The organism is Actinomadura rudentiformis (genome assembly GCF_008923185.1).
Lineage (GTDB): Bacteria > Actinomycetota > Actinomycetes > Streptosporangiales > Streptosporangiaceae > Spirillospora > Spirillospora rudentiformis.
In genome coordinates, this window is sequence record NZ_WBMT01000002.1 from 63,625 (window position 1) to 89,588 (window position 25,964).

Here is a 25,964-nt window from a genome sequence, read left to right on the forward strand (position 1 = left end):
TTGGACGCCTCGACAAAGGGGAGGGTTTACCCCAACTCGGCCATGTCCACTTCCGGCCACGCCTTGGTCGGTTGCGGTCAATTGTCTGGACAGAGATGGCTTTAAGGGCGACGGTCATCATGGTGCTGGTAATACGGACGGGGGTCCTTCCATGAACAACGGGCAGTCTCGGTCATCGCCGACGGACACGCCCGAATACGTCGCGATGCTCACCGGTGTGAGCCCGCAGGAACCCGAGCCGGGGGACTCGGCCCTGTGGCGGCGGCGGCTACGGCATGACATCAGACACGAACTGGGGACCATCATCATGCTCGCGTCGGCGGTGGTGGTCGCCGACGACATCGGCGCCGGCAGCCGCGAGCGCATCGAGCAGCTGCTCGGTGAGACCCGATGGCTCGACCACCTGATCCGCCAGCTCGACGAGGACAACGACGACGACATCACCACCCAGCCGATGGTCTGCCCGGAGCGCATCCGGGTGGACGACCTCACCGCCGAGGTCGTCACCGGCATGCGTCTCGCCACCTCGCACGCGGTGGGCTTCGAGGGCACCGCGGCCTGGGCGCACATGGACCCGGTGGCGCTCTGGCGGGCGCTGCGGAACGTCCTCGACAACGCCTGCCGCGTGGCGGCGAGCCGGGTCGACGTCCATGTCAGCGTGGACCAGGGCTGGGTCACGATCCAGGTGGACGACGACGGGCCGGGATTCGGCGCGGGCACGGGAGGGCTGGCCTCACTCGGGCTGGGCATCGTGCACGACCTCATCTCGGGCTACGGCGGCAGCCTGGAGATCCGTACCTGTGAGATGGGCGGCGCGCGCGTGCGCATGCTGCTGCCCTCCGCCCCGCCCGTGGAGATGACCGACCCCATGGAAACCGACCCCCTGGCAACAGCCCACATGCAAACAGCGCACGTACAAACAGGTCACATGGAAACAGGGCACATGGCGACCGACGACTGGCAGCTCCATCCGTGAGGGTCATCGTCTGCGACGACCACGCGGTGTTCGCCGACTCGTTGTCGCTGGTGCTGACCGACGCGGGACACGTCGTCGTGGGGGTGGCGTACTCCCCCGACGACGTGCTTCCCGTGCTGCGCGGCCGGCGGGCCGACGTCTGCCTGATCGACCTGCACTTCCCCGGCGGCACGGTGCTGGAGTGGATGCCGCGGCTGCGCGCCGCCTCGCCCGAGACGATGTTCGTGGTGCTGACCGGCTACCTGGACCAGGAGGTCCTGGAGGCAGGGCTCGCCGCGGGCGTCCGCGGGTTCACCCACAAGGGCCAGCAGAGCCGCGACATCCTGACGGTGTTGCGGCGGGTCGCCGAGGGCGAGGTCGTGATCGACCAGGGCACCCGCCGGGACGTGCCCGACGTCCGGCCACGCAGCCAGGCACAGAAGGTCGCGCAGTTCCTCACCCCGCGTGAACGAGAGGTCCTCACCCGGCTCGCCCGCGGCGAGTCCACCCAGGCGCTCGCCAAGGCGATGGGCGTCACCCGCAGCACCGCGCGCAGCCACGTGCAGAGCGTGCTGAGCAAGCTCGGCGTGCACTCCCAGCGTGAGGCCGTGATCGAGGCCGCGCGGCACGGTCTGGTGAGCGTGGAGACCGGCGAATGGCTGGTCGGCTGACCCGACGCCTGGAACATCGGGTGAGTTGCGCGCTTGCCACGACCGAAACCGGACATAGAGGGGAGAGCCGGGACGCGTTAACTTCCGCATAGGAAGAGGAGGTCCCATGCCTCAACGGCGAGGCGCACTGCCCATCTCCGACGCTGAGGTTCTCAGCTGCCCGGACACCTATGCGCGCGGCGTGCCGTACGACTGCCTCGACCGCCTGCGCGCCAGGACGCCGGTGGTCTGGCTGGACGGACGCTTCGCGGGCGAGCCGGGGTCGTGGGCGGTGCTGAGATACGCCGACGTGCGGCGGGCGCTGTCCCGGCCCGAGTTGTTCTCCCCTCTCCCTTCGGAGATCCTGCACGGCCCCGTCGCGGTCTCGGGCGAGGCCGAAACGGCGGGCCTCCCGATCGACATGGACCCGCCTGCCCGGTCCCTGCTCAGCCGGATAGGGAGGGAGAGCGTCGATCTCATCAAGGGCGTCCTCAACGAGATGCCCGAGACGTTGCGCAACACCGTGGCCGGAGGCGCGTACGCCCTTCTCCGGCATCCCGACCAGTACGCCCGGCTGCGCGTAGCCCGCGGCGACGAGGCCCTGATCGACAGCGCGATCGAGGAGATGCTCCGCTGGTGGACTCCGGTGATGCAGGTACGGCGGCTCGTCCGGCGCAGCACGAAGATGGGCGGCGTGCCGCTGCGCACCGGTGAGCAGGTGACGCTGTGGCTCACCGCGGCCAACCACGACGACGCGGTGTTCGTCCAGCCGGGGCGGTTCCTGCCGGAACGGTTCGTCACCGGGAGCGAGCGGCATCTGAGCTTCGGCTACGGCACCCGGGCCTGCCTCGGCGGCCACCTGGCGCGCGTCCACCTCCGCGCGATGATCGCCGCGATCCTCGAACGGCCCGGCCGGCTGGAGCTCGCAGGCGAGCCCGTGCTGCTGCGTTCCACCTCCCGGCGCGGCTTCGAGCACCTGCCCGTCCGCTGGGCCTGATCCGCCCGTTGGCTCTGATCCGCCCGGTTGGCTCTGATCCTTCGACGGCAGGTGAGACGTACTTCACAGCATGGGGCGCACGCCAAGCTGAAACCCCCAGCCGCCGCATGGACAAGACATTCCGGAGACGTTCTGGCGACACCCTTCCGTTAAGTTCTTGACCGTTTGCCACACGTTCGCTGGAACTCTCCTGAATGCCAGCTGAGTTCTCAATGTCAGCTGGATCGACCAGCTGAGTGGTGCGCCTTGGCCGTCGGGGGCCGGGTCGGATCGGACAAACGGATCGGACAAGGAGTGCACGGTTTGGGACTGACGAGCTGGGGGCTGCTCGGACTGCTCTCCCTGATCACCGCCGCCTGCCTGGCGGGCACGGTGTGGGCCTGGCCGCGGCTGGCGTCCGCCGGGCTCAAGACCACGGCGGTACGAACGGCACTGCTGGCCGGCGGCCAGTTGATGATCATTCTTACCCTGCTGGTCGGGGTGAACGGTTACTACCTCTTCTACGGCACCTGGACCGACCTGATGGGAGCGGCCGGCGGCAAGGCACAGGTCCGGCAGCACCCGCAGCCGGGGGCCGGCCCGGACGCCGCCGCGGCGACGCGGGTGGTCAAGACGGTGCAGGCCAAGCTCGGCCCGCGCGAGGGCGCCAAGCCCACCCGGGACGGGCAGGTGCAGCACCTCGAGATCAGCGGGGTCCGGAGCGGCATCGCCTCCGAGGCGTACATCTACCTGCCGCCGGAGTACTTCCAGCCGCAGTACGCGGCCAAACGTTTCCCGGTCGCGCTCTTCATCGCCGGCTACCCCTCGCGGGACCGGCTGACCTGGATCGAGAAGGGGCACCTTCCCGAGGAGGCCGCACGGCAGCGGGCGGCCGGCCGGATCCAGCCGATGATCTACGTGATGATGCGGCCGACGGTCGAGCCGGGCTGGGACACCGAGTGCGCGGACGTGCCGGGCGGCCCGAAGGTCGAGACGTTCTTCTCCCAGGACGTGCCCGAGGCGATCCTCAACACCTACCGCGCGGCGCGGTCCCGGCACGGCTGGGGGGTCGCGGGCTACTCCGCGGGCGGCTACTGCGCCGTCAAGCTGGCGATGTTGCACTCCGACCGGTTCACCGCCGCGGCCAGCCTGGCCGGGCACTTCCGCGCGATCCTCGACACGACCACGCGGCAACTCTACGACCGCAGCAAGCAGTTGCGGCAGGACAACGACCTGCTCTGGCGGCTGCGGAACCTGCCCCAGCCGCCGGTCTCGGTCCTGGTGGCCTCGGCCAGCATCGGCGAGAGGACCTACGCGCAGGCGAAGCTGTTCATGGACGCGGCGCGGCCGCCGCTGCTGGTCGACAAGGTGCTGCTGCCCACCGGCGGCCACAACTTCAAGACCTTCCGCAAATACATCCCGCCCACCATCGAATGGCTGAGCGCGCACCTGCGAGGAGACGGCCAGTGACCTCGCTGGAGCCCACGAGCGCGGGACTCATCCTCCCTGTGTGCCTGCTTGCCGCCGCCGTCTTCGTGCTGTCGGTACGGCGGTGGCCGCGGCTCACCGGACGCGGCGCGGGGCCGCTGCTGGGCCGCGCGGGCCTACTGCTCACCTGCCAGGTGACACTGACGGCGGCGATCATCCTGATCTCCAACCGCTACTTCGTCTTCTACGCCACCTGGAAGGACCTGCTCGGCAGCGACCGGGTGAACGTCCAGGTCAAGCAGGTGCAGCAGAGCAAGGGGAAGGAGGCGGATCCGACGTCGCTGGTGCGGCGGACCACGACGGACCTCGGCCCCTCGCGCCGCGGCCGTGAGCACGACCCGGTCAGGGACGGCCAGGTCGACCGCCTTGAGATCACGGGTGCGCGGAGCGGCCTGGAGGGTCAGGCGTACGTCTACCTCCCGCCGGAGTACTTCAAGCCCGGGCACACGGCCAGGCGCCTGCCGGTCACGATCTTCATGTCCGGCGCGCCGTCCGACGACCGGCTGGCCTGGATCAAGCAGGCCCGGCTGCCCCGGAGCGCCGCCGACGGCAGCGCCGGTCCGCCGATGATCTCCGTGATGATCCGTTCACCGCGGGGACTCTCCCCGGTGAAGCAGCCGCCCGCCGGGCCTGAGGGCGCCAAGGGCCTCCCGCACGCGGGGAAGCCCGCCCCCGGCCGCCCCGACGCCTGCCTGGACGTACCAGGTCAGCGTGGAGGCCGCGCCGAGACGTTCTTCGCTCAGGACCTTCCGGTCGCGCTCGGCGACACCTACCGGCTGCCGCAGACCCGCCAGGGATGGGGCATCGCCGGATTCGGCGAGAGCGGCCAGTGCGCGGCGCGGCTGGCGATGCTGCATTCGGACCGCTTCGCCGCTGCGGCGAGCGTCTCCGGGGTGTTCACGCCCGCAGAGGGGCCCTATTACGGCGGCAGCAAGGCCTACCAGCAGGACAACGAGCTGCTGTGGCGGCTCAAGAACCTGCCCGCCCCGCCGATCTCGTTCCTGGCAGCCGTGGGCAAGGCCGACCCGAAGACAGAGCAGCAGGCCGCTGCGTTCGTGAAGCTCGTCCGGCCACCGATGAGAGCCGAGCAGATGGCGCTCGCGGCGTCCCCAGAGACCCTCAAGGGCTGGCAGGGCCACATCCCGCACGTCGCGGACTGGCTGGCCCGCCACCTCCGAGCCGAGCAATGAACCGGAAGCAGTGAGCAGAGATGCAGTGAACATGATTCGGTGTACGTCCCGAGGAGTATCCGCGAACGCGCCTCTGAGCCGACGCCATACCGAGTGCCGGTGACCTAACGTGCAGGAATGAGCACCTCGTCGCCCCACCACCCACGCTGGCCTCGGCCCGCCGAGTGGCCGGTCTGGGTCGTCCCGCTGCTGATCCAGCCGATCCAGATCGTCGGCTCGTTCGGCGCGCAGCGCGGGCGGGACGGGCACGGTCCGCCGTGGCTCCAGAAGGAGGCTGTCACCTCCGAATTCGCTTCCCTGAACGGTTGGGGGATCGCGCTACTGATCGCCGGGCCGGCGCTGCTGCTGTTCCGCCGCCGGTATCCGCGGCAAACGCTCGTCGCGGTCGCGGCCGTCACGGCGACCTACATACTGGCCAACCACGCTCCCGGACCGGTCTTCCTGTCGCTGTGCGTGGCACTCGTCGCCGCGGTCGTGGCCGGGCACCGGCTGCTGGCCTGGGCCGGCACGGTCGTGACGCTCACTGGGATGCTGGGGGTCACCTGGCTGCTCGGCGGGGATGATCCGCTGCCCGTGAGCAAGCCTGACTGGGCCGGCTCGACGATGGTGGTCGGATGGGCGCTGGTGGTGCTCACCGGTGCGGAGCTGGTCCGGATGCGGAGCACCCAGCTCGCCGAACGGGCCCGGACGCGGGCGGAGGAGGCCAGGCGCCAGGCCAGCGAGGAACGGCTGCGGATGGCGCGCGAGCTGCACGACGTCCTCGCCCACAACATCTCGATGATCAACGTGCAGGCCGGGGTCGCGCTGCACCTGATGGACGACGACCCGCAACAGGCCAGGACGGCGCTGGCGGCGATCAAGGAGGCCAGCAAGGAGGCACTCACCGAGATGCGCTCGGTGATCGGGGCGCTGCGCGCCGAGGGCGAGACCGCGCCTCGCTCCCCCACCGCCGGGCTGTCCCGCCTGGAGGAACTGCTCGACCGGGCCCGCAACGCCGGGCTGCCGGTGACGGCCAAGACCGAGGGCGACCAACGGCCGCTGCCCGCCGGGACGGACCTGGCGGCGTACCGGATCGTGCAGGAGTCGCTCACCAACGTCAGCCGCCACGCCGGTCCCGGACCGGTGACGGCCGAGGTCCGGATCGCCTACGGTGAGCATGAAATTTCCGTACAGGTCGACGACGACGGGCGAGGCGTCTCATTGCTGGACGACCACGCCGGCACCGGGAGCGGCATCCGCGGCATGCGGGAGCGGGCCACGGCGCTGGGCGGTTCGTTCACTGCGGGGCCACGGCCGGGCGGCGGGTTCCGCGTCCGCGCGACGCTGCCCATCGCGGACGAGCCCGAGAGGGAAGCACGATGATCAAGGTGCTGCTGGCCGACGACCAGGTCCTCGTCCGTGCCGGGTTCCGGGCGCTCCTGGACGCCCAGCCCGACATCGAGGTGGTCGGGGAGGCGAGCGACGGCGAGGAGGCCGTGGCGCAGGCCCGCCGGCTGCGTCCGGACGTGATCCTCATGGACATCCGGATGCCGGGACTGGACGGGCTCAGCGCGACCCGGCAGATCGCCGCCGACGAGCGCCTGAACGGGGTGCGCATCGTGATTCTCACCACGTTCGAGCTGGACGAGTACGTCTTCGAGGCCCTGCGCGGCGGCGCCGGCGGGTTCCTGGTCAAGGACACCGAGCCGGTCGAGCTGATCCACGCCGTCCGGGCGGTGGCGGCGGGCGACGCGCTGCTCTCGCCCAGCGTCACCAGGCGACTGATCTCCGAGTTCGCCACCCGGGCCAAGGAGCCGGCGCCCTCCCCGCGGCTCAACGCCCTGACCGACCGTGAACGCGAGGTCATGACCCTCGTCGGCGAGGGGCTCACCAACGAGGAGATCGCGGCGCGGCTGGTCGTCAGCCCGGCGACCGCGAAAACGCACGTCAGCAGGACGATGGTGAAGCTCGGCGCCCGCGACCGGGCGCAGCTGGTCGTCTTCGCCTACGAGTCCGGACTCGTCAAGCCGGGCTGGCTGTCGTGAAATTCTCACCCTGCGCAGAAACGCCGTAACTCTGCGAGGATTGACTGTCACGGACGGCAAGGACATGACAGGGTGGGTTCCGAAATGCACACTGTCGGCAGCGAGAGGAGGAACTCGGTGCCGCACAACACGAAGGTCCTGGCGGTCGACGACCGCGAGGAGAATCTGGTGGCGCTCACCGCCGTACTCGATTCGTTGCCGGTCACGGTCGTTCCCGCGACTTCGGGCAACCAGGCCCTGCGAGAGCTGCTCAGGGACGATTTCGCGCTGATCCTGCTGGACGTCGTGATGCCTGAGATGGACGGCTTCGAGACCGCCGGCCACATCAAGAGCAGGGCCCGGACGCGCGAGATCCCGATCATCTTCCTCACCGCCGCCGGTTCGGACGGCGACCAGTCGTTCCGCGGTTACGAGGCGGGCGCCGTCGACTACCTGACCAAACCGTTCGACCCGTGGCTCCTGCGCGCCAAGGTGTCGGTCTTCGTCGAGCTGCACCAGCGCAACCTCCAGCTGCACCGGCAGGCCGCGGCCCTCCGCCACGCCATCGCCGAGGACACCGGCCTGCCCTCCTGCGAGCAGCTGCTCAAGAACCTCCACCAGCGGATCGCGCTGATCGAGGACGATCTGGCGCGCGTGCGGGCCGAGACGCCACCGGACATACCCGCCGACTCGCTCGAACGGCTGGAGGCCCACGCGGCCGAGCTACGCGGCACCCTGGACGCCCTGGTAGCCGGCGCCTGATCGACATTCTCCCAGGTCAGCGACTCATCAGACGTCCGCGGTGGTGTGGGCGGGCGGCGCTGAGACCGCCGGACCGGCCTGGCCGGCCCGCCACTCGTGCACCAGGGCCGAGTCGTGGCTCTGGACCGCCAGCGACCCGGTCCGCTTGTTGCGCAGGATGAGCGCGCCGGCAAGAACGGCCGCCACCACCAGGATCACCGCGATCGTGACGATCACGATCGTCTTCGTACGCTCACGCTGACGCGCCTGCGAAGGGTCGATCGGCTGTGACCACCTCCCGGGCTGTGCCTCCCACGGCGAGTAACCACCAGGATCGGGCGGCGGCGCCCAGTTGGTCTCGGCCAGCGTCTGAGCCTCGGGATCGGGCGGCGGCGTCCAGTCGGTCTCAGCCAGCGTCTGAGCCTCGGGATCGACCGCCGGCCGGTAAGGCGCTGCAGCCCCTCCGCCCGGCTGCGCACCAGGGCCCATCTGAGAACCAGAGCTCGCCTGCGAACCAGGATTCCGCTGCGACCCGAGACCCTGCCGCGAACCAGCGCTTGCCTGCGAACCAGAACCCGGCTGTGGTCCGAGGCCCCGCTCCGAACCAGGGCCTGGCTGCGCACCAGAGTCCGGCCGCGGCCCGGGACCCGGCTGCGGCCCAGATCCCGGCTGCGCACCAGGGCCCGGCTGCGCACCAGGGCCCCGCTGTGGCCCAGAGCCCCGCTGCGAAGGAGGGCCTGGCTGTGGTCCGGAGCTCGGCGGGGGTCCGGACCTTGGCGGGCTGCCGGAGTGCCACTGGCCGCCGCTCGGATGTCCGCCCGCTCCGTCCTCGCGGGTGATGGCATCGAACTCCGTCGAGTCCAGCACCGTCTCCCCGGCGACGTCGGCCGGACGCCGGCTCGACGGCTCGTCCAGCACGGTCTCGTCCACCGGCCGCGGCGCCGCCACCGGCATCGTGGCGACCTCGGTCAGCAGCGGCAACGCCTGCGGGCCGGTCATCCGGTGCCGCGGTTCCCGCGCGAGCAGGCCCTCCAGGACGCGGGACAGCGGTCCGGCGTTGCGCGGCGGCGGCACCGCCTCGCTCAGGGCCGCGGCCAGCGAGGACATCGCGTCGGCCCGTTCGTACGGCGAGCGTCCCTCGACCGCCGCGTACAGGGTCGCTCCCAGCGCCCACAGGTCCGACGCGGGCACCGCCCGTTCGCCCTGCACCCGTTCGGGCGGTATGTAGGCGGGCGAGCCCATCACCAGGCCGGTCTGGGTGAGCGTCGCGTCACCCTCCACCTGCGCGATGCCGAAGTCGGTCAGCACCACCCGCCCCGCATCGGTGATCAGCACGTTGCTCGGCTTGACGTCGCGGTGCAGGATGCCCTTCTCATGCGCGTGCCGCAGCGCCGCCAGCATCTGCAGCCCGATCTCGGCCGCACGCCGCGGCGTCAGCGGCCCCTCCTCGATGACGTCCTGAAGCGATCGCGCCCGGACGAGCTCCATCACGATCCAGGGCCGGCCACCCTCCTCGACCACGTCGTGCACGGTGACGACACCCGGATGGGAGAGCCGTGCCGACGCCCGCGCCTCCCGGAACGTGCGCTCGTACAGGACATCGCGCTCGGACTCGCTCAGCCCCGGCGGGAGCACGACCTCCTTGACCGCGACCTCGCGATCCAGCATGACGTCGTACGCGCGCCACACCGTGCCCATCCCGCCACGGCCCACCACCGCGTCCAGGCGGTAGCGGTTACCGAGCAGATGACCCTCTCTCATGGCTAAATGGTCCCCCGTCGCAAGGAGCGCTGCCTAGAGGAACGCCCCGCGCACGCCTCACCGGCAACTCTCGTATCTGGGACGCCCACATGTGTCCCAAGGTTCATCAGCCCGTACTCACTCCGCCTCGATCCGGCAGCACCGGTGTCCCGGGCCCCGCCATGGATGGCGACCTTACCGACCTGCGACAACAGATCGGAACAGATACGGCGTACGGCCGGTCACTTCCGGGACGTGAAGTGCTCGTAGACCGGTGCAAGATCAGCAAGGGTCTTGTCCCAGTCCTTGTGGGGCGCGTAGAGCACGATCGCGTAGCCCATGCCGTTCATCACGAAGCCGCGGTTCAACGCGTGCATGCGGCGGCCCTTGCCGTTGTAGGTCCACTCCCAGTCGGCGGCCTTCTTACCGGTACGGTCGGCGACAGGCTTCCCCTCGACGACGGGCGCGATCTTGATCTTGTCGTAGCCGTCGAAGTTCCCGCGGCTCTTCGGCTCCTGCTTCTCCCAGTCCTCGAGCGCGCTGGGGTTGGGGTCCGAGGTCTGGTCGACCTGGATGCTGCTGATTCCGTCCGGCGCGTCGAAGAAGACGCTGGTGGGGGAGGAACCACGCCGGTTCGGGCCCTTCCAGTCGTCCGGGATCGCGATGCTGAATCCCGACTGGTCCTTGTGGAGCTGGAAGCCTTCGGGGATTCCGGTAGTGGCCTTGGGGGTCGCGGGCGGGCTGGACGGGGAGGACACCTTGGACGCGGACTTGCTAGCCGTCCCCTTGCTGTTCGTCGGGGTGACGGGGGGCTGCTTCTCGTTGTCCGGCTGGGCCAGGGCGAAGCCGATGATGGCCACCAGAACGACCACGACCACGCCGATGACGATCAGGACGTTGCGGCTCAGCGGGAGAGCGGGGTTGCCCGAGGCGGGAGGCTTGGAGACCGGCTCGGTCTCCGGGGTGATCGCCGGTTGCTCCGGCTGAGGAGTGAGCACGGTCTTCGGTTCGGGGGGAGCCTCGGCGTACGCGGGCTCGGGGGACGAAGGCTCGTCATAACGGGGCTCGCTGTACGCGGGCTCGTTGTACGTCGACTCGTTGTACGTCGACTCGTTGTACGCGGGCTCGGCGTACCGGGGCTCGGGGTACGTGGGGTCGGCGGCGGTCCCCTCGGCCATGAGGTCTTCGAGGGAGACCTCCACGGCCAGCGTGCGCTGGGTGTCGACGGTCTCGCGGCGGACGATCTCATCGAGGAGGGCGCCGGCCTCGATCGCGTCCATGCGCTGGTCGGGGTTCTTGGTGAGCAGGCCCTCGATGACGGGGGTCAGGGGGCCGGCGTTGGCCGGAGGGGTCGGGTCGTCGGAGATGATCGCGACGAGGGCGGCCATGGGCTCGGCGCGTTCGAACGGGGACTTGCCCTCGACCATCGCGTAGAGGGTGACGCCCAGGGACCAGAGGTCGGAGGCGGGCCCGGCGATGCGGCCGCGGGCGCGTTCCGGGGCGATGTAGGCGGGGGAACCCATGACCAGGCCGGTCTGGGTGAGGGTGGCGTCGCCGGACGCGGTGGCGATCCCGAAGTCGGTCAGGACGGCACGGTCACCGCGGGTGATCAGGACGTTGCTGGGCTTGACGTCGCGGTGCAGGACGCCGGCGTCGTGGGCGGCGTGCAGGGCCGCGAGCATCTGGCGGCCGATCTCCGCCGCGCGGCGGGGCTCCAGCGGCCCCTCCTGCTTGATGACCTGGTCGAGGGAGCGGGCGTGGATGAGCTCCATGATGATCCACGGCCGGCCGTCCTCCTCCACCACGTCGTAGACGGTGACGACGCCGGGGTGGCCCAGCCGGGCGGCGGTGCGCGCCTCACGGAAAGTGCGCTTGTATTGGACGCTGCGTTCCTCATCGGTGAGACCATGCGGCAGGATGACCTCCTTCACCGCAACGTCACGACCGAGGACCTCATCGTGAGCCTGCCAGACCGTGCCCATGCCACCGCGACCGACCTGGGTCCCCAGGCGGTAGCGGCCAGCGAGCAACCGCTCCCCGGTGGTGTCATTCGGCATATCCGCGACCATACCGACTTTTGGTGTCAATCTTTTACCCGGCCCCGTGGCCGAGTCCCCTAACTCTTTCACCCCAACTCTTTCACTATGACGCCCGTACTACCGCAGAGGTTCGCGGGCACTGAAGATCAACAGAAGCGTGATGCCCGTGACACCCGGTACAAATAAGAGAGCAAGGCAGAACCGCGACGGGGGGACGATGGCGGAGACGGGCCTGCGGGACGGTTGGCAGCGCCTCATCGAGGCGGTGCCGACCGGGTTCTTCTGGTACACGCGCCTGTCGGGGATCCTGTCGCTGGTCTCGTGGGTCTCGTACGGACTGATCGTCGATCTGCTGGAGTTCTGGGCCCTGCGGTGGCTCAACTTCCTGTTCATCATGCCCAGCGTGCCGGTCGCGCTGATGTGGATCCTGCTCTCGATGGGCGTACGGCGGCGCAAGAAGGCCGCCTGGCGGATCCTGATGCTGATGTACGGCTTCTTCGCGGTCGTGAGCGCCCTCGGCGTGTTGTCGAAGTTGCTCGGCGGGAACCAGGATCCCGACCAGCCCAAGCTGGTGGCCCTGCTCATCACCGCGGTCCTCTACGGGTCGGTCGTGGGGCTGCTGGTCGCGGCGCGCGGGCAGTTCACCACGGTGCCCGACCGGGCCAACCGCCGGATGGCGGCGATCGTCTTCTCGCTCCTGCTGATCGTCACCGGCGGCATCGGCACCGTCCTGGTCACCCTCACCGACACCAACCCCAAGGGCGGCTTCTGGACCCATCCGCTGTACGTGCTGGCGCAGACGGTCCTGGGGCCCCGGGTCACCGGCGCGCCGATCTCCGTCTCCGTCCCGCTGTGGGTCGACGGGATCCTGTGGGTGCTCGGCACGGGCCTGCTGCTGATCACGCTCTGGGCGCTGTTCAAACCGGGCAGCCGCGACGCGGTGCTCAGCCCGGAGGAGGAGATCCCGGCTCGGGCGCTGCTGGCGGAGTACGGCGACCAGGACTCCCTGGGCTACTTCGCGTTGCGGCGCGACAAGGACTTCATCACCGCCCCCAACGGCAAGGCGGGCATCGCCTACCGGGTAGAGGGTTCGGTCTCGCTCGCCAGCGGCGATCCGCTCGGCGACCCCGAGTCCTGGGACCAGGCGATCGAGGCGTGGCTGGGCGAGTGCCGCAACCACGCCTGGATCCCCGGCGCGGTGAGCGTCAGCGAGCGCGGCGCCCACATCTACCGGCGCCACGGGTTCGACGCGCTGGAACTGGGCGACGAGGCGATCATCGACCTCACCGACTTCAACCTGGACGGCCGCGAGATGCGGCAGGTCCGCCAGGCGGTACGGCGGGTCGAACGGGCGGGCTACACGGTCCGGATCCGGCGGCACTCGCAGATTCCCGACTGGGAGATGGCCAAGCTGATCCGCAGCGCCGACGCCTGGCGCGGCGAGAACACCGAACGCGGGTTCTCCATGGCGCTGGGGCGCCTGGGCGACCCGACCGACGGCCGCTGCGTGATGCTGGAGGCGTTCGACGCCAAGGGCGAGCTGCGCGGCCTGCTCAGCTTCGTGCCCTGGGGCCGGACGGGACTGTCGCTGGACCTCATGCGCCGGGACCGGTCGGCGGAGAACGGCCTCAACGAGTTCATGGTCGCCAAGCTGGCCGAGCGGGCCGCGACCGTCGGCGCCCAGCAGCTGTCGCTCAACTTCGCGATGCTGCGGGCGGCGTTCGAACGCGGTTCGCAGATCGGCGCCGGGCCGATCGCCCGCGTCTACTACCGGATGTTGTCGTTCGCCTCGAAGTTCTGGCAGCTGGAGTCGCTCTACATCTCCAACTCCAAGTACAACCCGCACTGGTACCCGCGTTTCATCTGCTACATGCAGAGCCGCGACCTGGTGCGGCTCGGCCTGGCCTACGCGCGCGCCGAGGGCTTCGTGCCCTCTCTCAACCGGCCCAAGCTGGAACGGGTGGCCAACGCCGCGCCGCCGGCCTCCCTCATCGCCAAGATCAAGGAGATCGAGGAGGCCGCCGACGCCGCCCGCGCGCCGCAGCGCCGGCTGTCGGAGCAGGAGCGGGTGAGGCACGCCAAGCTGGCGAAGATCCGCGAAGCGGGCATGGAGCCGTATCCGCTGGGCTTCGAGCGCACCGACTTCGCCGCCGATATCCGTGCCCAGTTCGCCGGTCTGGAGCCCGACGTCCGCACGGGCACGACGGCGGCGATCGCCGGCCGGGTGGTGCTGGCCCGCCAGCACGGCGGGCTGATCTTCGTGACGATGCGCGACGAGACCGCCGACCTGCAGGTCATGCTGACCTCCGACGCGCTCGGCACCGAGTCCCTCCAGTCCTGGAAGTCGCTGATCGACCTCGGCGACCAGGTCGGGGTGCGCGGCGAGGTCGTCACGTCCAAGCGCGGCGAGCTGTCGTTGCTGGCGTCGGACTGGCGGCTGACGGCCAAGTGCCTGCGGCCGCTCCCCAACAAGCGGAGCGGCCTGTCCGACCCCGAGGCCAAGGTCCGGCAGAGGTACGTCGACTTCATCGTCAACGACGACTCCCGCAACATGTTGCGGATGCGCGGTGACGCCGTCGCGGCCGTGCGGGACGGGCTGCGCGACCGCGGCTACCTTGAGGTCGAGACGCCGATGTTGCAGCCGATCCACGGCGGCGCGACGGCCCGTCCGTTCACCACGCGGATCAACGCCTACAACATGCAGCTCTACTTGCGGATCGCGCCGGAGCTCTACCTCAAGCGGCTGCTGGTCGGCGGCGTCGGCAAAGTCTTCGAGCTCAACCGCAACTTCCGGAACGAGGGTGTCTCGCAGAAGCACAACCCCGAGTTCACGATGCTGGAGGCGTACGAGCCGTACGGCGACTACGACACCATGGCCGAGCTGACCCGCGACCTCGTCGTCGACGCGGCCAAGGCGGCGCTCGGCACGACCGTGGTGGTGCGCGACGGCGTGGAGTACGACCTGGCCCAGCCCTGGCAGGAGATCACCGTCTACGGCTCGGTGTCCGAGGCCCTCGGCGAAGAGGTCACGCCCGACACCCCCCTTCCCGCCGTGCATCGCCTGGCCGAGAAGGCCGGGCTCAACTTCGCCCCTGAGTGGGGCCAGGGCAAGGTCGTCCAGGAGCTCTTCGAGGCCCTGGTCGAAGAGGAGCTCATGGCGCCGACGTTCGTGCGCGACTACCCCGCCGAGACCTCTCCCCTCACCCGGCCGCACCGCGACGATCCCCGCCTCGCGGAGAAGTGGGACCTCATCGTCTTCGGCCTCGAACTGGGCACCGCCTACTCGGAGCTCATCGACCCGGTGCTCCAGCGCCAGCGCCTCACCGAGCAGTCCCTCCAGGCGGCGGGCGGCGATCCGGAGGCGATGGAGCTGGACGAGGACTTCCTGCGGGCCCTCGAATACGCGATGCCTCCCGCGGGCGGGATGGGCATGGGCATCGACCGGCTGCTGATCACGCTCACGGGGCGCAGCATCCGCGAGACGATCCCGTTCCCCCTCGTCCGCCCCGGCTCCTGACCGGAGCCCAGGATTCAGAGGTGGCGCGGGGCCGGGCTGAGGCCGTAGGCGGCGAGCCACAGCCGGGCCCTGCCACGCTCCCGCTCCTCACGGGCGAAGTCACCGCCCGGCGGCTCGCCGCCGGGGGCGGCAGGGCCGGGGCCGGCCGAGGCGGCGGGAGCGGCCTCGGGCGACAGCGTCAACCACCGCTCACGGTCGTAGCCGGGACCCTGCTCCCCGCACTCTCCGGCCAAGGCCTCGGCGGACGTCCCGTCCATCGACACAGCCTCGTCCACCGGCAGGACGTCGCCGCGCGCCAGATCGATGACGAACGGGCCGTCACCGAGCCGCCCGTGCAGGGCACCCGCGAGCTCACCGAGATCGACCGGCACCCGCGTGAGCGCGTCGTGGCCGCCGGCGAGCGCCTGGACCAGCTCCACCGCGAGCTCGCGATCGCCCGCCTCGCCACGCGCGTTCAGCGCCTGGAGGCACTTCTCGGCCAGCGGCAGCGTGCCCGGAACGGCCTGGCCGAGTGCGGCGACGAGGACGTCACCCGCGTACTGCAACACCGGCTCCAGCGGCCGGACCCGCAACAGCTCGACTCCGGCCGCACCGCGCCCCAGACTCGCCGCACTGCGCAGCGCACCCAGCGCGCCTTCGTCCCAGTCGGTCACGAGTCCTTTGTACAGAAACCGTGTGACGAGCGCTGAATCTTCAGGATGGACGCCGAGGTATGCGAGAAATCACCGATCTGGGCGCTTGTCCTCGACGTGGACGACCGTGAGGCCGCGCCCGTCCTGATCCCGCTTGGACCTGCCGAGCAGCCCGATCATCACGTCCTCGGGCGACTCGACCTCTTCGGGAGAGACGTAGGTGAGCACGTCGTTGTGGTGCCCGTACACGACCCATCCGGGCGCCGCCTCCAGGTCGATGGTGCCGAAGTCGCCGGCCTCGCTGCCGGGGTGGACCGGCCCGTACTCCCGCAGGATCTCGGTGGCCTGCGCGGCCAGGTCCTCCTCGGGCTCCATGAGGATCACGCATGTCCCGTTCTCGAACAACACCCACGACTTCTCGTCGCCCACGATGACGCGCCGCCACACGTCCACCATCTCGATCGTCTCCACGGCACGGATCATGCCTTATGCCTCCGACACGGGCATCCCATTTGATCCTCCCCCGGCGGTTCGTCCATCCTCGGCGAGCGGCTCAGGACGATTCCCGGTAGGCCTCGACCGCGTACCGCAGCCGTGCCCCGACGAGCAGGTCCTCATCTGCGGGGCAGCCGAGCAGCTCCCGTGCCCGTTCGAGCAGCCGCTCATCGGACAGGCCTGGCTCGCCCTCGGCGATCTGGCGCACGATCTGGATGAGCTCCGGCCTCTTGTACGCGACGATCGACCGGCCGCGTTCCACCGCGACCGGCCCGGCGGGCACCACCGGCTCCGGCTCGGGCGGCGGCGCGGGGGCGGGTCCCAGCGCGCCGGGCGCCGGCGGGACGAAGCGCGTCAGGAGGATCTCGAACAGCGGCGCCGTCGGCGTGACGAGGTCGCGCAGGTCCTCCGGAAGGAGATCGGCGGGCACCTCGTCCTCCGGCGCGGGCAGCGGGTCACCGCTCTGGCCGACCAGGATCACGCGGGGCGCGGGCCAGAGGAGGAAGAGGGCCTCGGCACCCGCCTCGTGCTCGCCGTCGATGATGACGACGTCGAACGCGTCGGGCTCGACCGAGACGAGGTCGGGGATCTGCCAGAGCGGGGCGATCCAGGCCGGAACGGCGGGCGCGGCCGGGTCGAAGCGCGCCAGGCACGCCTCCCACGCCTGCGCGCCGGCGAGCGCGTCCGTGAGGCCCTCCAGCTGCGCCTCCGCCTCCGCGAGTGCGGTACGGAGGCGGCTCTCGGCGGCGGACCGGGGCAGCTCGGCGAGGCGCGACGAGGCGTACGCCCACGCCCACGCCTCGTCCCAGCGCCGTACGGGCGGGCCTCCGGCGAGGAGACCGGCGAGCTCGGGGTGCGCCGCACGAAGCCGTTCGTACAGCCCTTCGCAGCGGACCTGCAGCGCACGCTCATGCCGTACCTCGGCCAGCGCCGCCAGGGCGGACGCGTACGCGGCGGCGTCGCGGTCGTCGATGGCCTTCACGGCGGCGACCAGCTCGGGCGGCGCGCCTTCGGGGATGGTGCCGATCGAGTCGCGGAGCGCGGTCAGGTCGGCGGTGGCGCGGTTGACCTTGAGGCCGAGCAGCGCGTTGTCCAGCGCGACCAGATAGCCGTGCCACTGGAGCGGGTGGGTGACCTGGATGCCGATGCCGGCGAGCAGCCCGCACGACTCCTCGATCGCGGGCAGCACCTCCCTGATGACGGCGAGGCGGTCGTGCGCGCGGGCGAAGAACGTGACCCGTTCCTCCGCCGGCACGTCGGGGAACGTCGCGCCGGCCGCCTCCCACACGTACTGCAGCTCCTGGCACGACATGCGGATCATCAGGTGGACGAAGATCACGTCGAGCAGTTCCGGCGTGGTCGGCGGCCGGCCGTCCACCCTCGCGCCCGTCAGGAGCGGCTCGGCCTGCCGCTGCGCGGCGGAACGCAGCGGACCGCGTTTGAGCGTGCCGCCGTCGGCCAGATGGTTGCGCAGCTCCTGCGCGGCGGCCGCGAGCTGCCGGAGGTGTTGCTCGCCGGGCGGCAGCCGGATGTCGCGACCGGCGATCGACGCGAGCGCGTGCCGCGCCCACTCGGCCTGGGGCGCCATCTCGGCGACGCGGGCCCAGACCGTCGGGCGGCGGTTGCTCAGTGCGTCGCTGAACGCGCGGACGGCCGGATCCCCCGGGTCCCAGTCCTGTGGATGACCCGCCAGGCCCAGCCGTTCGAGTGCGCCGGTCACGGTGGCGGCGCATCCGTCGAGCCGGGCGAGGAACGTGACGTCGCACTGCCGCAGCCGCCGCGACAACTCGGTCTGCGACCGCTCCGCCCGTTCGGCGGCCGCAGCCTCGGCCTCGATCAGGGTCCGGACGTACGCGGCGCTCGGCAGCGAGCCGGGATCGACGTCCCGCTGACCGGTACGGGCGCGCCGCCGGGGTGTCTCCTCGCCCAGCAGCCGCTGGAGCTCGGCCGCCTGGGCCCGGTTGATCGGAGGTTTCTCCGGCATCCCCCTCAGCGGCGGCAGCCAGGAGTGTTCGGGTGCCTCGGCCGCCAGCCGCCGTTCCAGCTCCGCGCGCGCCCCGCGGTAGCCCGGAGCGAGATCGACCACGTCGGTCGCCTCGGTCAGCGCCAGCCGCTCGCGCAGCTCGGCCACGGTCCGGTCGGCGGCGGCGCCGCGTTCGGCGAGGCTCTCCTGCCACGCCCGGTGGCGTCCCGCGTCGTGCGCGACGCTCCGTGACTGCAGCCGTTCGAGCACATCGGCTTCGTCGGTCGTCGCGCACAACATCCCGATCTCCGCCGGCAGCGCCGCGTGCAGCCGGTCCGCCTCGGGGCTGGCGACGAGCACGCGGCGCCCGCGCGTCAGCAGTCCGGTCAGCAGGTCCGCCGCCGTCCGGGGCGTGCGTTCGGGGACATGCAGGATCCGCGCTCCCGTGCCCGGCGCCAGGAGCCGGGCGATCCCGCCGGGCACACGCGCGCCCGGCCTGGCCAGCCAGGCCAGCAGCGCCTCGTAGTGGTCCGCCAGCCCGCCGCGATCGGGCGGGCGCACGACGATCGCAGGGGCCAGGCGCAGCTGCGGTATGGGCGCTGCGCCCTGCCCGGGCATCCAGTCCTCGCGGAAGACGGCCGCCACATCGCTGCCCGCGAACGCGACCGTGCACCACTTGCGGAGAACGTCGGACACCGAGGCGCGCAGCCCGAATCCCTGACCGGCCTGGACGGCGTCCCATACCCAGTCGGTACGCGCGGGCCGGAAGCCCGACACGCCCCCGAGCAGCTCACGATCCCGCAGCGACGTATGGCCGGCGAGGACGACGTCCACCCGTTCGGTCCGCTCGTCCACCACGATCCGCACCGGCGTGGTCAGCAGATGGTCGCGGACGGCCGGGCCCTCCCCGGGCTGCCACGTCAGCAGCCCGGTGGCCAGCACGACCTCCTGTCCCTGCGAGGCCAGGTCCCGCAGCGTCCGGTACCAGTGCCGCATCGCCAGCCAGCCGTCGAACTCCTCGATCACGGCGGGCGGCGCCAGCGGGATCACGGGAACGCTGAACAGCACGTCTCCGGGACCCGCTTCAGGCTCGACGTAGACGTCACCGGGCAGCTCCGCCAGCCAGTGGACCTGCCCGTACGCGTCGACATCGCGCGCCACCCCGCGCCGGGCGCGGGCCAGCTCGCGCAGGTAGCGCAGCACGCCGATGGCCTCATGCAGCGGCCCGTTCTCCTCGCGGGCCACCTCGGCCCCGGCGTGAAGGCCCACACCCGTCTCACGCGGCCCCCGGACACCGTCGCGCGGCGCCCCGGCACCGTCGCGCGGCGCCCGGACCGCTTCGCGCGACGCCGCGTGCGTCCCTTCCTTCTCGGCAGGCTCGTCGGACATGGCGTACGGCTCGGGCCGCTCCTGTGGCTCGGGTGGCCCGGACGGTTGGGACGGCTGGGACGGCGGGCCAGCCTCGGCCCAGCCGCTCTCGACCCGGCGTGGCCGCCCCGCCGCGGCCGCTCGGTAGAACGTCCGGGGGGCCGCCGGCGGCGGCTCAGGAGCCTCCTGTGGGACCCCCGGCGCTCCGGGGGGCGGCCACGGCATGTCGCGGTGACGCCGCCCCCCGCCCCCCGGCCGGGAGTGCGGCCCCGGAGGCTCGCGGAGCGGGCCCTGGTCCGGCACGGTGACACCTCTCGCCTGAGCGAACTCTGTGCACCGATCTAACACCCCGCAATGCCCTACTCCAAGAGGTCTGCCGTCCTTTGATCAGTAGACGGTGCTTTGGTCAGTACGACGTGCGGGCGCGGTACTTGTCCTCGCTCGGCACCATCACCCAGAGGACGAGGTAGATCACGAACTGCGGGCCGGGCAGCACGCAGGAGAGCAGCGCGAGAAGGCGGACGGCCGAGGCACTCATCCCGAACCGCCGTGCGAGGGCCGCGCAGACCCCGCCGATCATCCGGCCGTTGCGCGGACGGTAAAGGCCGTTCATGTCGTTCTCCCCAATTCAGGTCGATCCGTATGTACCCGCTGAGCAGCGGCTACGTGTTCCACGGTACGAATCAGAAAGGCAGACATGTATCGGCCGAACGGCCTGTTCCCATCCCATACTCCGGGATTAGGGGATGCCCCTTAGGGGTCCACCAGGGCGGGGAGCGCGCTCAGGTCGTCGAGCACGAAGCGGCAGCGCGCGAGGGCCTCTTCGTCCTCCTGGATGTGCCCCCACGGGCCGCGCCGGAGGAAGGCCACCTGCATTCCGAACGCCAGGGCCGGGCGTACGTCGTTATCGATCCGGTCACCCACGTACAGCACGCGTTCGGGAAGCAGGTCCGCCAGTTGTGCGCAGCGTTCGAAGAACTCCTGGGCCGGTTTCTCGACGCCCCAGACATCGGAGATCCCGATGACGTCGGCGTCCAGGTGGAGCGCCTCCAGTTGCTCGGCCGCCTCGGCGGGCTGGTTGCCGGCGATGCCCACGTACAGGCCCTGGGCACGGAGGCGAGCCAGGCAGTCGCGCGCGTCCGGGTAGAGGTCGTCCACCCCGAAGCCGTTGGGGATCCCCGCCTCGGCCCGCTTCTTCTCCTCGACGACCAGGTCGAATCCCGGCCGGAAGTACTCGAAGACGTCCATGTGCGTGCCGCCGGTGGCGAGCACGGCGCCGAGCTTGGTCAGGAACGTGTGCCGGGGCACTCCGAGCCAGTCGGCCCAGCGGCCGTAGATCTCGCCCTCGTTGACGAGGGTCTCGCCGATGTCGAAGAAGACGGCTTCGATCTTCACGCGGCGCCCAACTCGACGGAGTCGCCCGGCGTGAGGCGGCGGAAGTCCTTGCCGGCCTCCTTGCCCGCGTTGGCGACGTGGGTCTCCATCACCATGAGGCCATTGTCGTTGAGCAGCCCGTCATGGATGACGAAGGCGCGTTCGGGACGGACGGCACGCGCGTACTCGTACAGCTCCGGGACCTTCATCCAGGGCGCGTTGCCGGGCAGGCAGAGCGTCGGAACGGGCTCTGACGGAACGGTCAGGGCGTCCCCCGGGTGGAAGACCTCTCCGTCCACGAGGAAGCCCACGTTGGGGATCGGCGGGACGTCCGGGTGGAGGATCTCATGGTCCTCGCCGTACACATGGATCTCGAAGCCGGCGGCCGTCACCGCGTCGCCGTGCCCGACCTGGTGCACGCGGCTCCCCAGGTCGGCCAGGTTCTCGGCGACGACGCGGGAGGTCCACACCTCCAGCAGCGGGTCGTCGGCCATGGCCTTGCGGAGCACGTCCGGGTTGAAGTGGTCGAAGTGCTCGTGGGTGATCAGGACCGCGTCGGCGCCGGTGAGGGCGGTGGACTCGCTGAAGGCCCCCGGGTCGATGACGAGGGTCCGGTCGTCCTTCTCCAGGCGTACGCACGCGTGTCCGAACTTGGTGAGGCGCATTGACCGATTTTTTCACGCCGCCACGGCGAGGTTTCCCCGGCCCGTGACGAAACGAGCGCTTGGCCAATTGACCCGCCCACACCCGGTTGATAGAACACGTTTCAGTTTCTGTCTTGGAGGCGGCGATGCCCGTTCCCGACCAGCGCGATCCCGAGCTCACCCGGCGGATCCTCACCGAATGGCTGGACCGGCATCTTCCCGGTGTCCGCATTCCCACGATCGAGACGCCCAAGACCAGCGGGTTCTCGAGCGAGACCCTGATGTTCGACGCGGATTGGACCGAAGGCGGCACAGCGGGCAAGCCAGCGGGCAAGACCGCGGGCAAGACCGAGCGGCACGAGCCCTTCGTCGCCCGCGTGGCGCCCGCGCACTACCAGATCTTCCCCGAGCCGCGGTTCGAGGAGCAGTACCGCCTGATGCGGATCCTCGACGAACGGACCACCATCCCGGTGCCGCCCATCCGGTGGTACGAGCCGTCGTCCGAACCGCTCGGCGCCCCGTTCTTCGTCATGGGCCGGATCGACGGCGACGTGCCGACCGACATGCCGCCGTACCACCAGGACGGCTGGGTCACCGAGGTCCCGCCCGACGAACGCGCGGCGATGTGGTGGTCGCCACTGGAGATCCTCGCGGAGCTGCACAAGCTGGACGTGACCGGGCTCGGCCTCGGCTTCCTGGACCAGCCTGCCTGGGGCGACACGGGACTCGACCAGCGCCTCAACTACTACGAGCACTATCTGCAGTGGGCGTACGAAGGGCCGCAGGAGACGGCGCTCCAGGCCTTGGAGTGGCTGCGGGCCAACCAGGTCGACGAGCCGGACCCGCCCGCCGTGCTGTGGGGCGACGCCCGCATCGGCAACGTCATCTTCCAGAAGGGCGAGCCCCGCGCGGTCCTCGACTGGGAGACCGCGATGCTGGGCGCCCCCGAAGAGGATCTGGCCTGGTACATGTTCCTGGACCGGCACCACTCCGAGGGGATCGGCGTGCCGCGGCTGGCGGGCTTCCCCTCCTACGAGGACACGGTGGCGCGGTACGAGGAACTCCTCGGGCGCCCGCTGCGGCACATGGACTACTACGAGGTGCTCTCGGGCTTCAAGTTCTCGGTGATCATGGCGCGGGTCGGGCAGGCGATGATCGACTTCGGCTGGATCGAGCGCGACAACGACTTCCCCTACAACAACAACTGCACCCGGCTCCTGGCGCGGATCCTCGGAGGACTCCAGTGACGCTCTCCCCGCTCGACGACTACCCGATCCATCAGGCTCCGGAGGTCATGCGGCACGTCACCACGTCCGACCGCAACTTCTACGACCGCTACTACTTCAACGTGCACGCCTGCTCGGACGAGCTGATGCTGATCATCGGCGTCGGCCAGTATCCGAACCTCGGTGTCACGGACGCGTTCGCGGTCGTGCGGAGGGGCCCGGTGCACAAGGTCGTCCGGGCCTCGCGCGAGCTGGGGCTGGACCGGATGGACACCAATGTCGGCCCGTTCCATGTCGAGGTGATCGAGGGCCTCAAGAAGCTGCGGGTCGTCCTGGACGACAACGAGCACGGCCTCGCGTTCGACCTCACCTGGGAGGGTGCGATCCCGGCGCAGCTCGAACCGCGGCACTACCTGCGCTGGCAGGAACGGCTCGTCTTCGACACCCAGCGGCTCGCCCAGACCGGGCGCTGGACCGGAACGATCGTCGTGGACGGCGAGCGGATCGACGTCACCCCCGGCCGCTGGTGGGGGTCCCGGGACCGTTCGTGGGGCGTCCGCCCGGTCGGCGAGCCGGAACCTCCCGGCATCCAGGTGAAGAACGCGGGCACGTTCTACTGGCTCTACACGCCGATCCAGTTCGAGGACCACACGATCCTCGGCATGATCCAGGAGGACGAGAAGGGCCGCCGGCTCATGGAGGAGGCCGTCCGCGTCTGGCCGGACGAGTCACGCGACCCCGAGTACCTCGGCCGCATCGACTATGCCCCGGTCTACGCGGAGGGCACCCGGGACGTCGTCACCGCGACGCTGGCGTTCAGCCCTCCGGGCGGGAAACCGTTCGAGATACGGGCGACGCCCATCCTGCCCGTCCACCTGATGGTGGGCACCGGGTACGGACTGGAGCCCGACTGGAAGCACGGCATGTACCAGGGCCCGGAGCTGACGGTGCAGGGCGTCACCTACGACACCCGCAAGCAGGAGGACGCCGCCCGCATGTGGGGACTGGTCGACGCCGTCGCGAGCTACGAGTACGCGGACGGGGCGGCCCCGACCGCCGCCGGGACCGGCTACGGCCTCTACGAGTACTGGGCGCTCGGTCCGCATCCGAGCTTCGACGACTAGCTCAGCGGGCGGCGAGCACGACGGCGAGGACGGCCAGCCCGAAGGCCACGGTGGTCAGCACGAGGAACGCGACGACGACCGCGCAGGCCAGGCCCTTGGGCTGGTCCCGCCAGGTCCCGTAGTGGTCGCGCACCTGCTGATCGAGCTCCTCACGCGCCGGCCCGCCGTCAGCCGGTTCGTCAGCAGGCGGGGACGTCACGCCGCCCAGTCTCGCAGACGACGCCTGCGCGTAGCCGTCCTTCCAGGTGGAGCGGTCGAACGAGGGGTTCGGATGCGTGTAGAGCCGATCTTGAACGTGGCGGGGTGGCGGCCCCGGGGGGGCGGCCCCCCCGCGCCCCGGGTGCCCCGGGCCGGGGAGGGGGGGCCCCGCCCATACGCGGTCGCCGGTGGGGTTCGGTGGGGTTTAGCCCCGATCTTTACGGGGGGGGGGGGCCGCCCGGGGGGGCCCCCCACCCCTGCGCAGCGGTTCCGCGGGACGGGCTAGGGGGTCCCCGTCCCTTCGGCGATCGTGAACGACACGTCGCCCTGGGGGTCGACGGCCGCGTCGAGGGTCTTGTCGTCCAGGAGCTGTGCGACGCCCGGCTCCAGGTAGACCCGGGCGCCCTCCTCCTCGACGACCTGGTCGCCCGCCTCGGGCGCCGGGGCGACGGAGAGCTGCAGGGCGTCGGCCCCCTGGGTGCCGGGTTCGATGCGGATTCCCGTTTCCGGCGGCAGTTCGGGATTGGCGGTCACGGTACGTATCACCTGAACGGCGCCGCTGGTCAGCGTAAGCACGATCAGCTCCTCCGGATTTTTCGCAGGTCGGGTGGTTGACCTGGCCCACCCTCCCCGCGAATACCAGGCGTAAACCCAGGTTCCGGAAACGATTGTGATCAGGCGTCCGGCGCCAGGGCGCGCACCGCGTCGGCCGCGGACAGGCCGCCACCGGGCACGATAGCCAGCACCGGCGTGGTGAGTCCGTTCTCCACGTACTCCCGGACACGGGCGCGGCAGGCCTCGGGTGAGCCGTGCACGACCAGGTCGTCGACGACCTCGTCCGGGATCACCTCGAGCGCCCTCTTGCGGTCGCCGGCCGCCCAGGCGTCGTTCATCGCCTTGAGCGCCTCGCCGCGGCCCAGCCATTCGTGGAAGGCCTTGTAGACCGGCACCGTCATGTACGCGGCGATCATCCAGCGGCCGATCGCGCGCGCCTCGTCGGCGTTCTCGGTCGGGCACACGAAGAGGCGGGCGATCAGCTCCGGCTCCTCGCCGAGCTCGGAGCGGACCGTGCGGACGTCCTTGGGGGCCAGCCAGTTGGTGATGGCGCCGTCGGCCTCGCGGGCTGCCAGCCGCAGCATGCCGGGACGCAGCGCGGCCAGCACGATCGGCGGCGGGGTGTCCGGCGCCTTCTCCAGCTTGAAACCCTTGACGGTGAAGGTGTCGTACTCCTCCTTCACCTTCTCCCCGCTGAGCGCGCGGCGCAGGAAACGCAGCGTGTCACGCACGCGCTTGTAGGGCTCCTCGAACGGGATGCCGTTCCAGCGTTCGACGATCGTGTCGGAGGAGGTCCCGATGCCCATCACGAACCGGCCGGGCGCGAGGTCGGCGAGCGTGGCGGCCTGCTGCGCCAGCAGCGCGGGACCGCGCGTGTAGACCGGCACGATGGCCGGGCCAAGGCGGAGCTCCGGTGCCCACTGCGAGGCGAGGGCCAGCGGGGTGAACGCGTCGGTGCCGTTGGTCTCGGCGGACCACGCGTCCGTGTAGCCCAGGGCGGGCAACGAGGTGACGATCTCCTGGTGCTCGGCCAGTGAGAGGCCGGTGAGCGGAATGGTGAGTCCCCAGCGCGACATGAGTCAGATC

At 70.7% G+C, this 25,964-nt stretch carries 22 protein-coding genes; 11 read left to right on the forward strand and 11 right to left on the reverse strand.

The features are described 5' to 3' along the window. The first annotated feature begins 151 nt into the window (after nucleotides 1-151). From F8566_RS03860 to F8566_RS03895, 8 genes are all read left to right on the forward strand, one after another. The gene (locus tag F8566_RS03860; protein ID WP_151558101.1) at nucleotides 152-976 is read left to right on the forward strand and encodes a sensor histidine kinase; all 825 of its coding nucleotides are present in this window, start codon (nucleotides 152-154) and stop codon (nucleotides 974-976) included. After that, nucleotides 973-1,626 (forward strand): response regulator, encoded by a 654-nt coding sequence (locus tag F8566_RS03865; protein WP_151558103.1) that lies wholly within the window; start codon nucleotides 973-975, stop codon nucleotides 1,624-1,626. The genes F8566_RS03860 and F8566_RS03865 overlap by 4 nt, the downstream gene beginning before the upstream one ends. A gap of 106 nt (nucleotides 1,627-1,732) precedes the next feature. Continuing rightward, nucleotides 1,733-2,602: a cytochrome P450 gene (locus F8566_RS03870; RefSeq protein WP_151558105.1), complete on the forward strand. Its 870-nt coding sequence runs from the start codon at nucleotides 1,733-1,735 to the stop codon at nucleotides 2,600-2,602. 303 nt (nucleotides 2,603-2,905) lie between these two features. Next, a complete protein-coding gene (locus F8566_RS03875) occupies nucleotides 2,906-4,051 on the forward strand; it encodes an alpha/beta hydrolase (RefSeq protein WP_151558107.1) in 1,146 nt (381 codons plus the stop codon). After that, nucleotides 4,048-5,259, forward strand: coding sequence for an alpha/beta hydrolase (locus F8566_RS03880; protein ID WP_151558109.1), 1,212 nt, complete (start codon nucleotides 4,048-4,050; stop codon nucleotides 5,257-5,259). The genes F8566_RS03875 and F8566_RS03880 overlap by 4 nt, the downstream gene beginning before the upstream one ends. A gap of 117 nt (nucleotides 5,260-5,376) precedes the next feature. Further along, entirely contained in the window at nucleotides 5,377-6,621 is a 1,245-nt protein-coding gene (locus tag F8566_RS03885) for a sensor histidine kinase (protein WP_151558111.1), read from the forward strand. Continuing rightward, nucleotides 6,618-7,283 carry a response regulator gene (locus F8566_RS03890; RefSeq protein ID WP_151558113.1) on the forward strand — a complete coding sequence of 222 codons (666 nt, stop codon included), beginning with the start codon at nucleotides 6,618-6,620 and terminating at the stop codon, nucleotides 7,281-7,283. The genes F8566_RS03885 and F8566_RS03890 overlap by 4 nt, the downstream gene beginning before the upstream one ends. A 117-nt stretch (nucleotides 7,284-7,400) precedes the next feature. Beyond that, entirely contained in the window at nucleotides 7,401-8,024 is a 624-nt protein-coding gene (locus F8566_RS03895; protein WP_225992850.1) for a response regulator, read from the forward strand. 27 nt (nucleotides 8,025-8,051) lie between these two features. Here F8566_RS03895 and F8566_RS50880 read toward each other — a convergent pair whose 3' ends face one another. Continuing rightward, on the reverse strand, nucleotides 8,052-9,764 hold the full coding sequence (locus F8566_RS50880; RefSeq protein WP_225992851.1) for a serine/threonine-protein kinase: 1,713 nt from the start codon (nucleotides 9,762-9,764) through the stop codon (nucleotides 8,052-8,054). Nucleotides 9,765-9,985: 221 nt separating this feature from the next. Continuing rightward, nucleotides 9,986-11,800, reverse strand: a complete 1,815-nt coding sequence (locus F8566_RS03905; protein ID WP_151558117.1) for a serine/threonine-protein kinase — start codon at nucleotides 11,798-11,800, stop codon at nucleotides 9,986-9,988. A gap of 199 nt (nucleotides 11,801-11,999) precedes the next feature. Between F8566_RS03905 and lysX the strand changes: the two genes are divergently transcribed. Next, on the forward strand, nucleotides 12,000-15,299 hold the full coding sequence (lysX, locus tag F8566_RS03910) for a bifunctional lysylphosphatidylglycerol synthetase/lysine--tRNA ligase LysX (RefSeq protein ID WP_151558120.1): 3,300 nt from the start codon (nucleotides 12,000-12,002) through the stop codon (nucleotides 15,297-15,299). Nucleotides 15,300-15,313: 14 nt separating this feature from the next. Here lysX and F8566_RS03915 read toward each other — a convergent pair whose 3' ends face one another. The 6 genes from F8566_RS03915 to F8566_RS03940 form a co-directional block, all read right to left on the reverse strand. Continuing rightward, a complete protein-coding gene (locus tag F8566_RS03915) occupies nucleotides 15,314-15,952 on the reverse strand; it encodes a hypothetical protein (RefSeq protein WP_151558122.1) in 639 nt (212 codons plus the stop codon). Nucleotides 15,953-16,021: 69 nt separating this feature from the next. Beyond that, nucleotides 16,022-16,402: a hypothetical protein gene (locus F8566_RS03920; RefSeq protein WP_225992852.1), complete on the reverse strand. Its 381-nt coding sequence runs from the start codon at nucleotides 16,400-16,402 to the stop codon at nucleotides 16,022-16,024. Between the two features lie 82 nt (nucleotides 16,403-16,484). Then, nucleotides 16,485-19,778: a DEAD/DEAH box helicase family protein gene (locus F8566_RS03925; protein ID WP_225992853.1), complete on the reverse strand. Its 3,294-nt coding sequence runs from the start codon at nucleotides 19,776-19,778 to the stop codon at nucleotides 16,485-16,487. 385 nt (nucleotides 19,779-20,163) lie between these two features. After that, entirely contained in the window at nucleotides 20,164-20,370 is a 207-nt protein-coding gene (locus F8566_RS03930) for a PspC domain-containing protein (protein ID WP_151558124.1), read from the reverse strand. Between the two features lie 140 nt (nucleotides 20,371-20,510). Next, nucleotides 20,511-21,152 (reverse strand): HAD family hydrolase, encoded by a 642-nt coding sequence (locus F8566_RS03935; RefSeq protein WP_151558126.1) that lies wholly within the window; start codon nucleotides 21,150-21,152, stop codon nucleotides 20,511-20,513. Next, the gene (locus F8566_RS03940) at nucleotides 21,149-21,796 is read right to left on the reverse strand and encodes an MBL fold metallo-hydrolase (protein ID WP_151558128.1); all 648 of its coding nucleotides are present in this window, start codon (nucleotides 21,794-21,796) and stop codon (nucleotides 21,149-21,151) included. The genes F8566_RS03935 and F8566_RS03940 overlap by 4 nt, the downstream gene beginning before the upstream one ends. A gap of 125 nt (nucleotides 21,797-21,921) precedes the next feature. Between F8566_RS03940 and F8566_RS03945 the strand changes: the two genes are divergently transcribed. Next, entirely contained in the window at nucleotides 21,922-23,022 is a 1,101-nt protein-coding gene (locus F8566_RS03945; RefSeq protein ID WP_151558130.1) for a phosphotransferase family protein, read from the forward strand. Then, entirely contained in the window at nucleotides 23,019-24,125 is a 1,107-nt protein-coding gene (locus F8566_RS03950; protein WP_192809508.1) for a hypothetical protein, read from the forward strand. The genes F8566_RS03945 and F8566_RS03950 overlap by 4 nt, the downstream gene beginning before the upstream one ends. A 1-nt stretch (nucleotide 24,126) precedes the next feature. On the opposite strand, the gene F8566_RS03955 is transcribed toward F8566_RS03950, so the two are convergent. The 3 genes from F8566_RS03955 to F8566_RS03965 all read right to left on the reverse strand — a co-directional run bounded on the left by F8566_RS03955 (nucleotide 24,127) and on the right by F8566_RS03965 (nucleotide 25,954). Further along, the gene (locus F8566_RS03955) at nucleotides 24,127-24,324 is read right to left on the reverse strand and encodes a hypothetical protein (RefSeq protein ID WP_151558132.1); all 198 of its coding nucleotides are present in this window, start codon (nucleotides 24,322-24,324) and stop codon (nucleotides 24,127-24,129) included. Nucleotides 24,325-24,605: 281 nt separating this feature from the next. Then, nucleotides 24,606-24,899 carry a Fe-S cluster assembly protein HesB gene (locus F8566_RS03960; RefSeq protein WP_151558134.1) on the reverse strand — a complete coding sequence of 98 codons (294 nt, stop codon included), beginning with the start codon at nucleotides 24,897-24,899 and terminating at the stop codon, nucleotides 24,606-24,608. A 98-nt stretch (nucleotides 24,900-24,997) separates the two neighbouring features. Continuing rightward, the gene (locus tag F8566_RS03965; protein WP_151558136.1) at nucleotides 24,998-25,954 is read right to left on the reverse strand and encodes an LLM class F420-dependent oxidoreductase; all 957 of its coding nucleotides are present in this window, start codon (nucleotides 25,952-25,954) and stop codon (nucleotides 24,998-25,000) included. Between the last annotated feature and the right edge of the window lie 10 nt (nucleotides 25,955-25,964).

Coding starts and splice junctions, on each gene's coding strand:
- F8566_RS03905 (WP_151558117.1), bottom strand. CDS start 11,800: ATGCCGAATGACACCACCGGGGAGCGGTTGCTCGCTGGCCGCTACCGC.
- F8566_RS03885 (WP_151558111.1), top strand. CDS start 5,377: ATGAGCACCTCGTCGCCCCACCACCCACGCTGGCCTCGGCCCGCCGAG.
- F8566_RS03925 (WP_225992853.1), bottom strand. CDS start 19,778: ATGTCCGACGAGCCTGCCGAGAAGGAAGGGACGCACGCGGCGTCGCGC.
- F8566_RS50880 (WP_225992851.1), bottom strand. CDS start 9,764: ATGAGAGAGGGTCATCTGCTCGGTAACCGCTACCGCCTGGACGCGGTG.
- F8566_RS03890 (WP_151558113.1), top strand. CDS start 6,618: ATGATCAAGGTGCTGCTGGCCGACGACCAGGTCCTCGTCCGTGCCGGG.
- lysX (WP_151558120.1), top strand. CDS start 12,000: ATGGCGGAGACGGGCCTGCGGGACGGTTGGCAGCGCCTCATCGAGGCG.
- F8566_RS03860 (WP_151558101.1), top strand. CDS start 152: ATGAACAACGGGCAGTCTCGGTCATCGCCGACGGACACGCCCGAATAC.
- F8566_RS03965 (WP_151558136.1), bottom strand. CDS start 25,954: ATGTCGCGCTGGGGACTCACCATTCCGCTCACCGGCCTCTCACTGGCC.
- F8566_RS03930 (WP_151558124.1), bottom strand. CDS start 20,370: ATGAACGGCCTTTACCGTCCGCGCAACGGCCGGATGATCGGCGGGGTC.
- F8566_RS03940 (WP_151558128.1), bottom strand. CDS start 21,796: ATGCGCCTCACCAAGTTCGGACACGCGTGCGTACGCCTGGAGAAGGAC.
- F8566_RS03870 (WP_151558105.1), top strand. CDS start 1,733: ATGCCTCAACGGCGAGGCGCACTGCCCATCTCCGACGCTGAGGTTCTC.
- F8566_RS03945 (WP_151558130.1), top strand. CDS start 21,922: ATGCCCGTTCCCGACCAGCGCGATCCCGAGCTCACCCGGCGGATCCTC.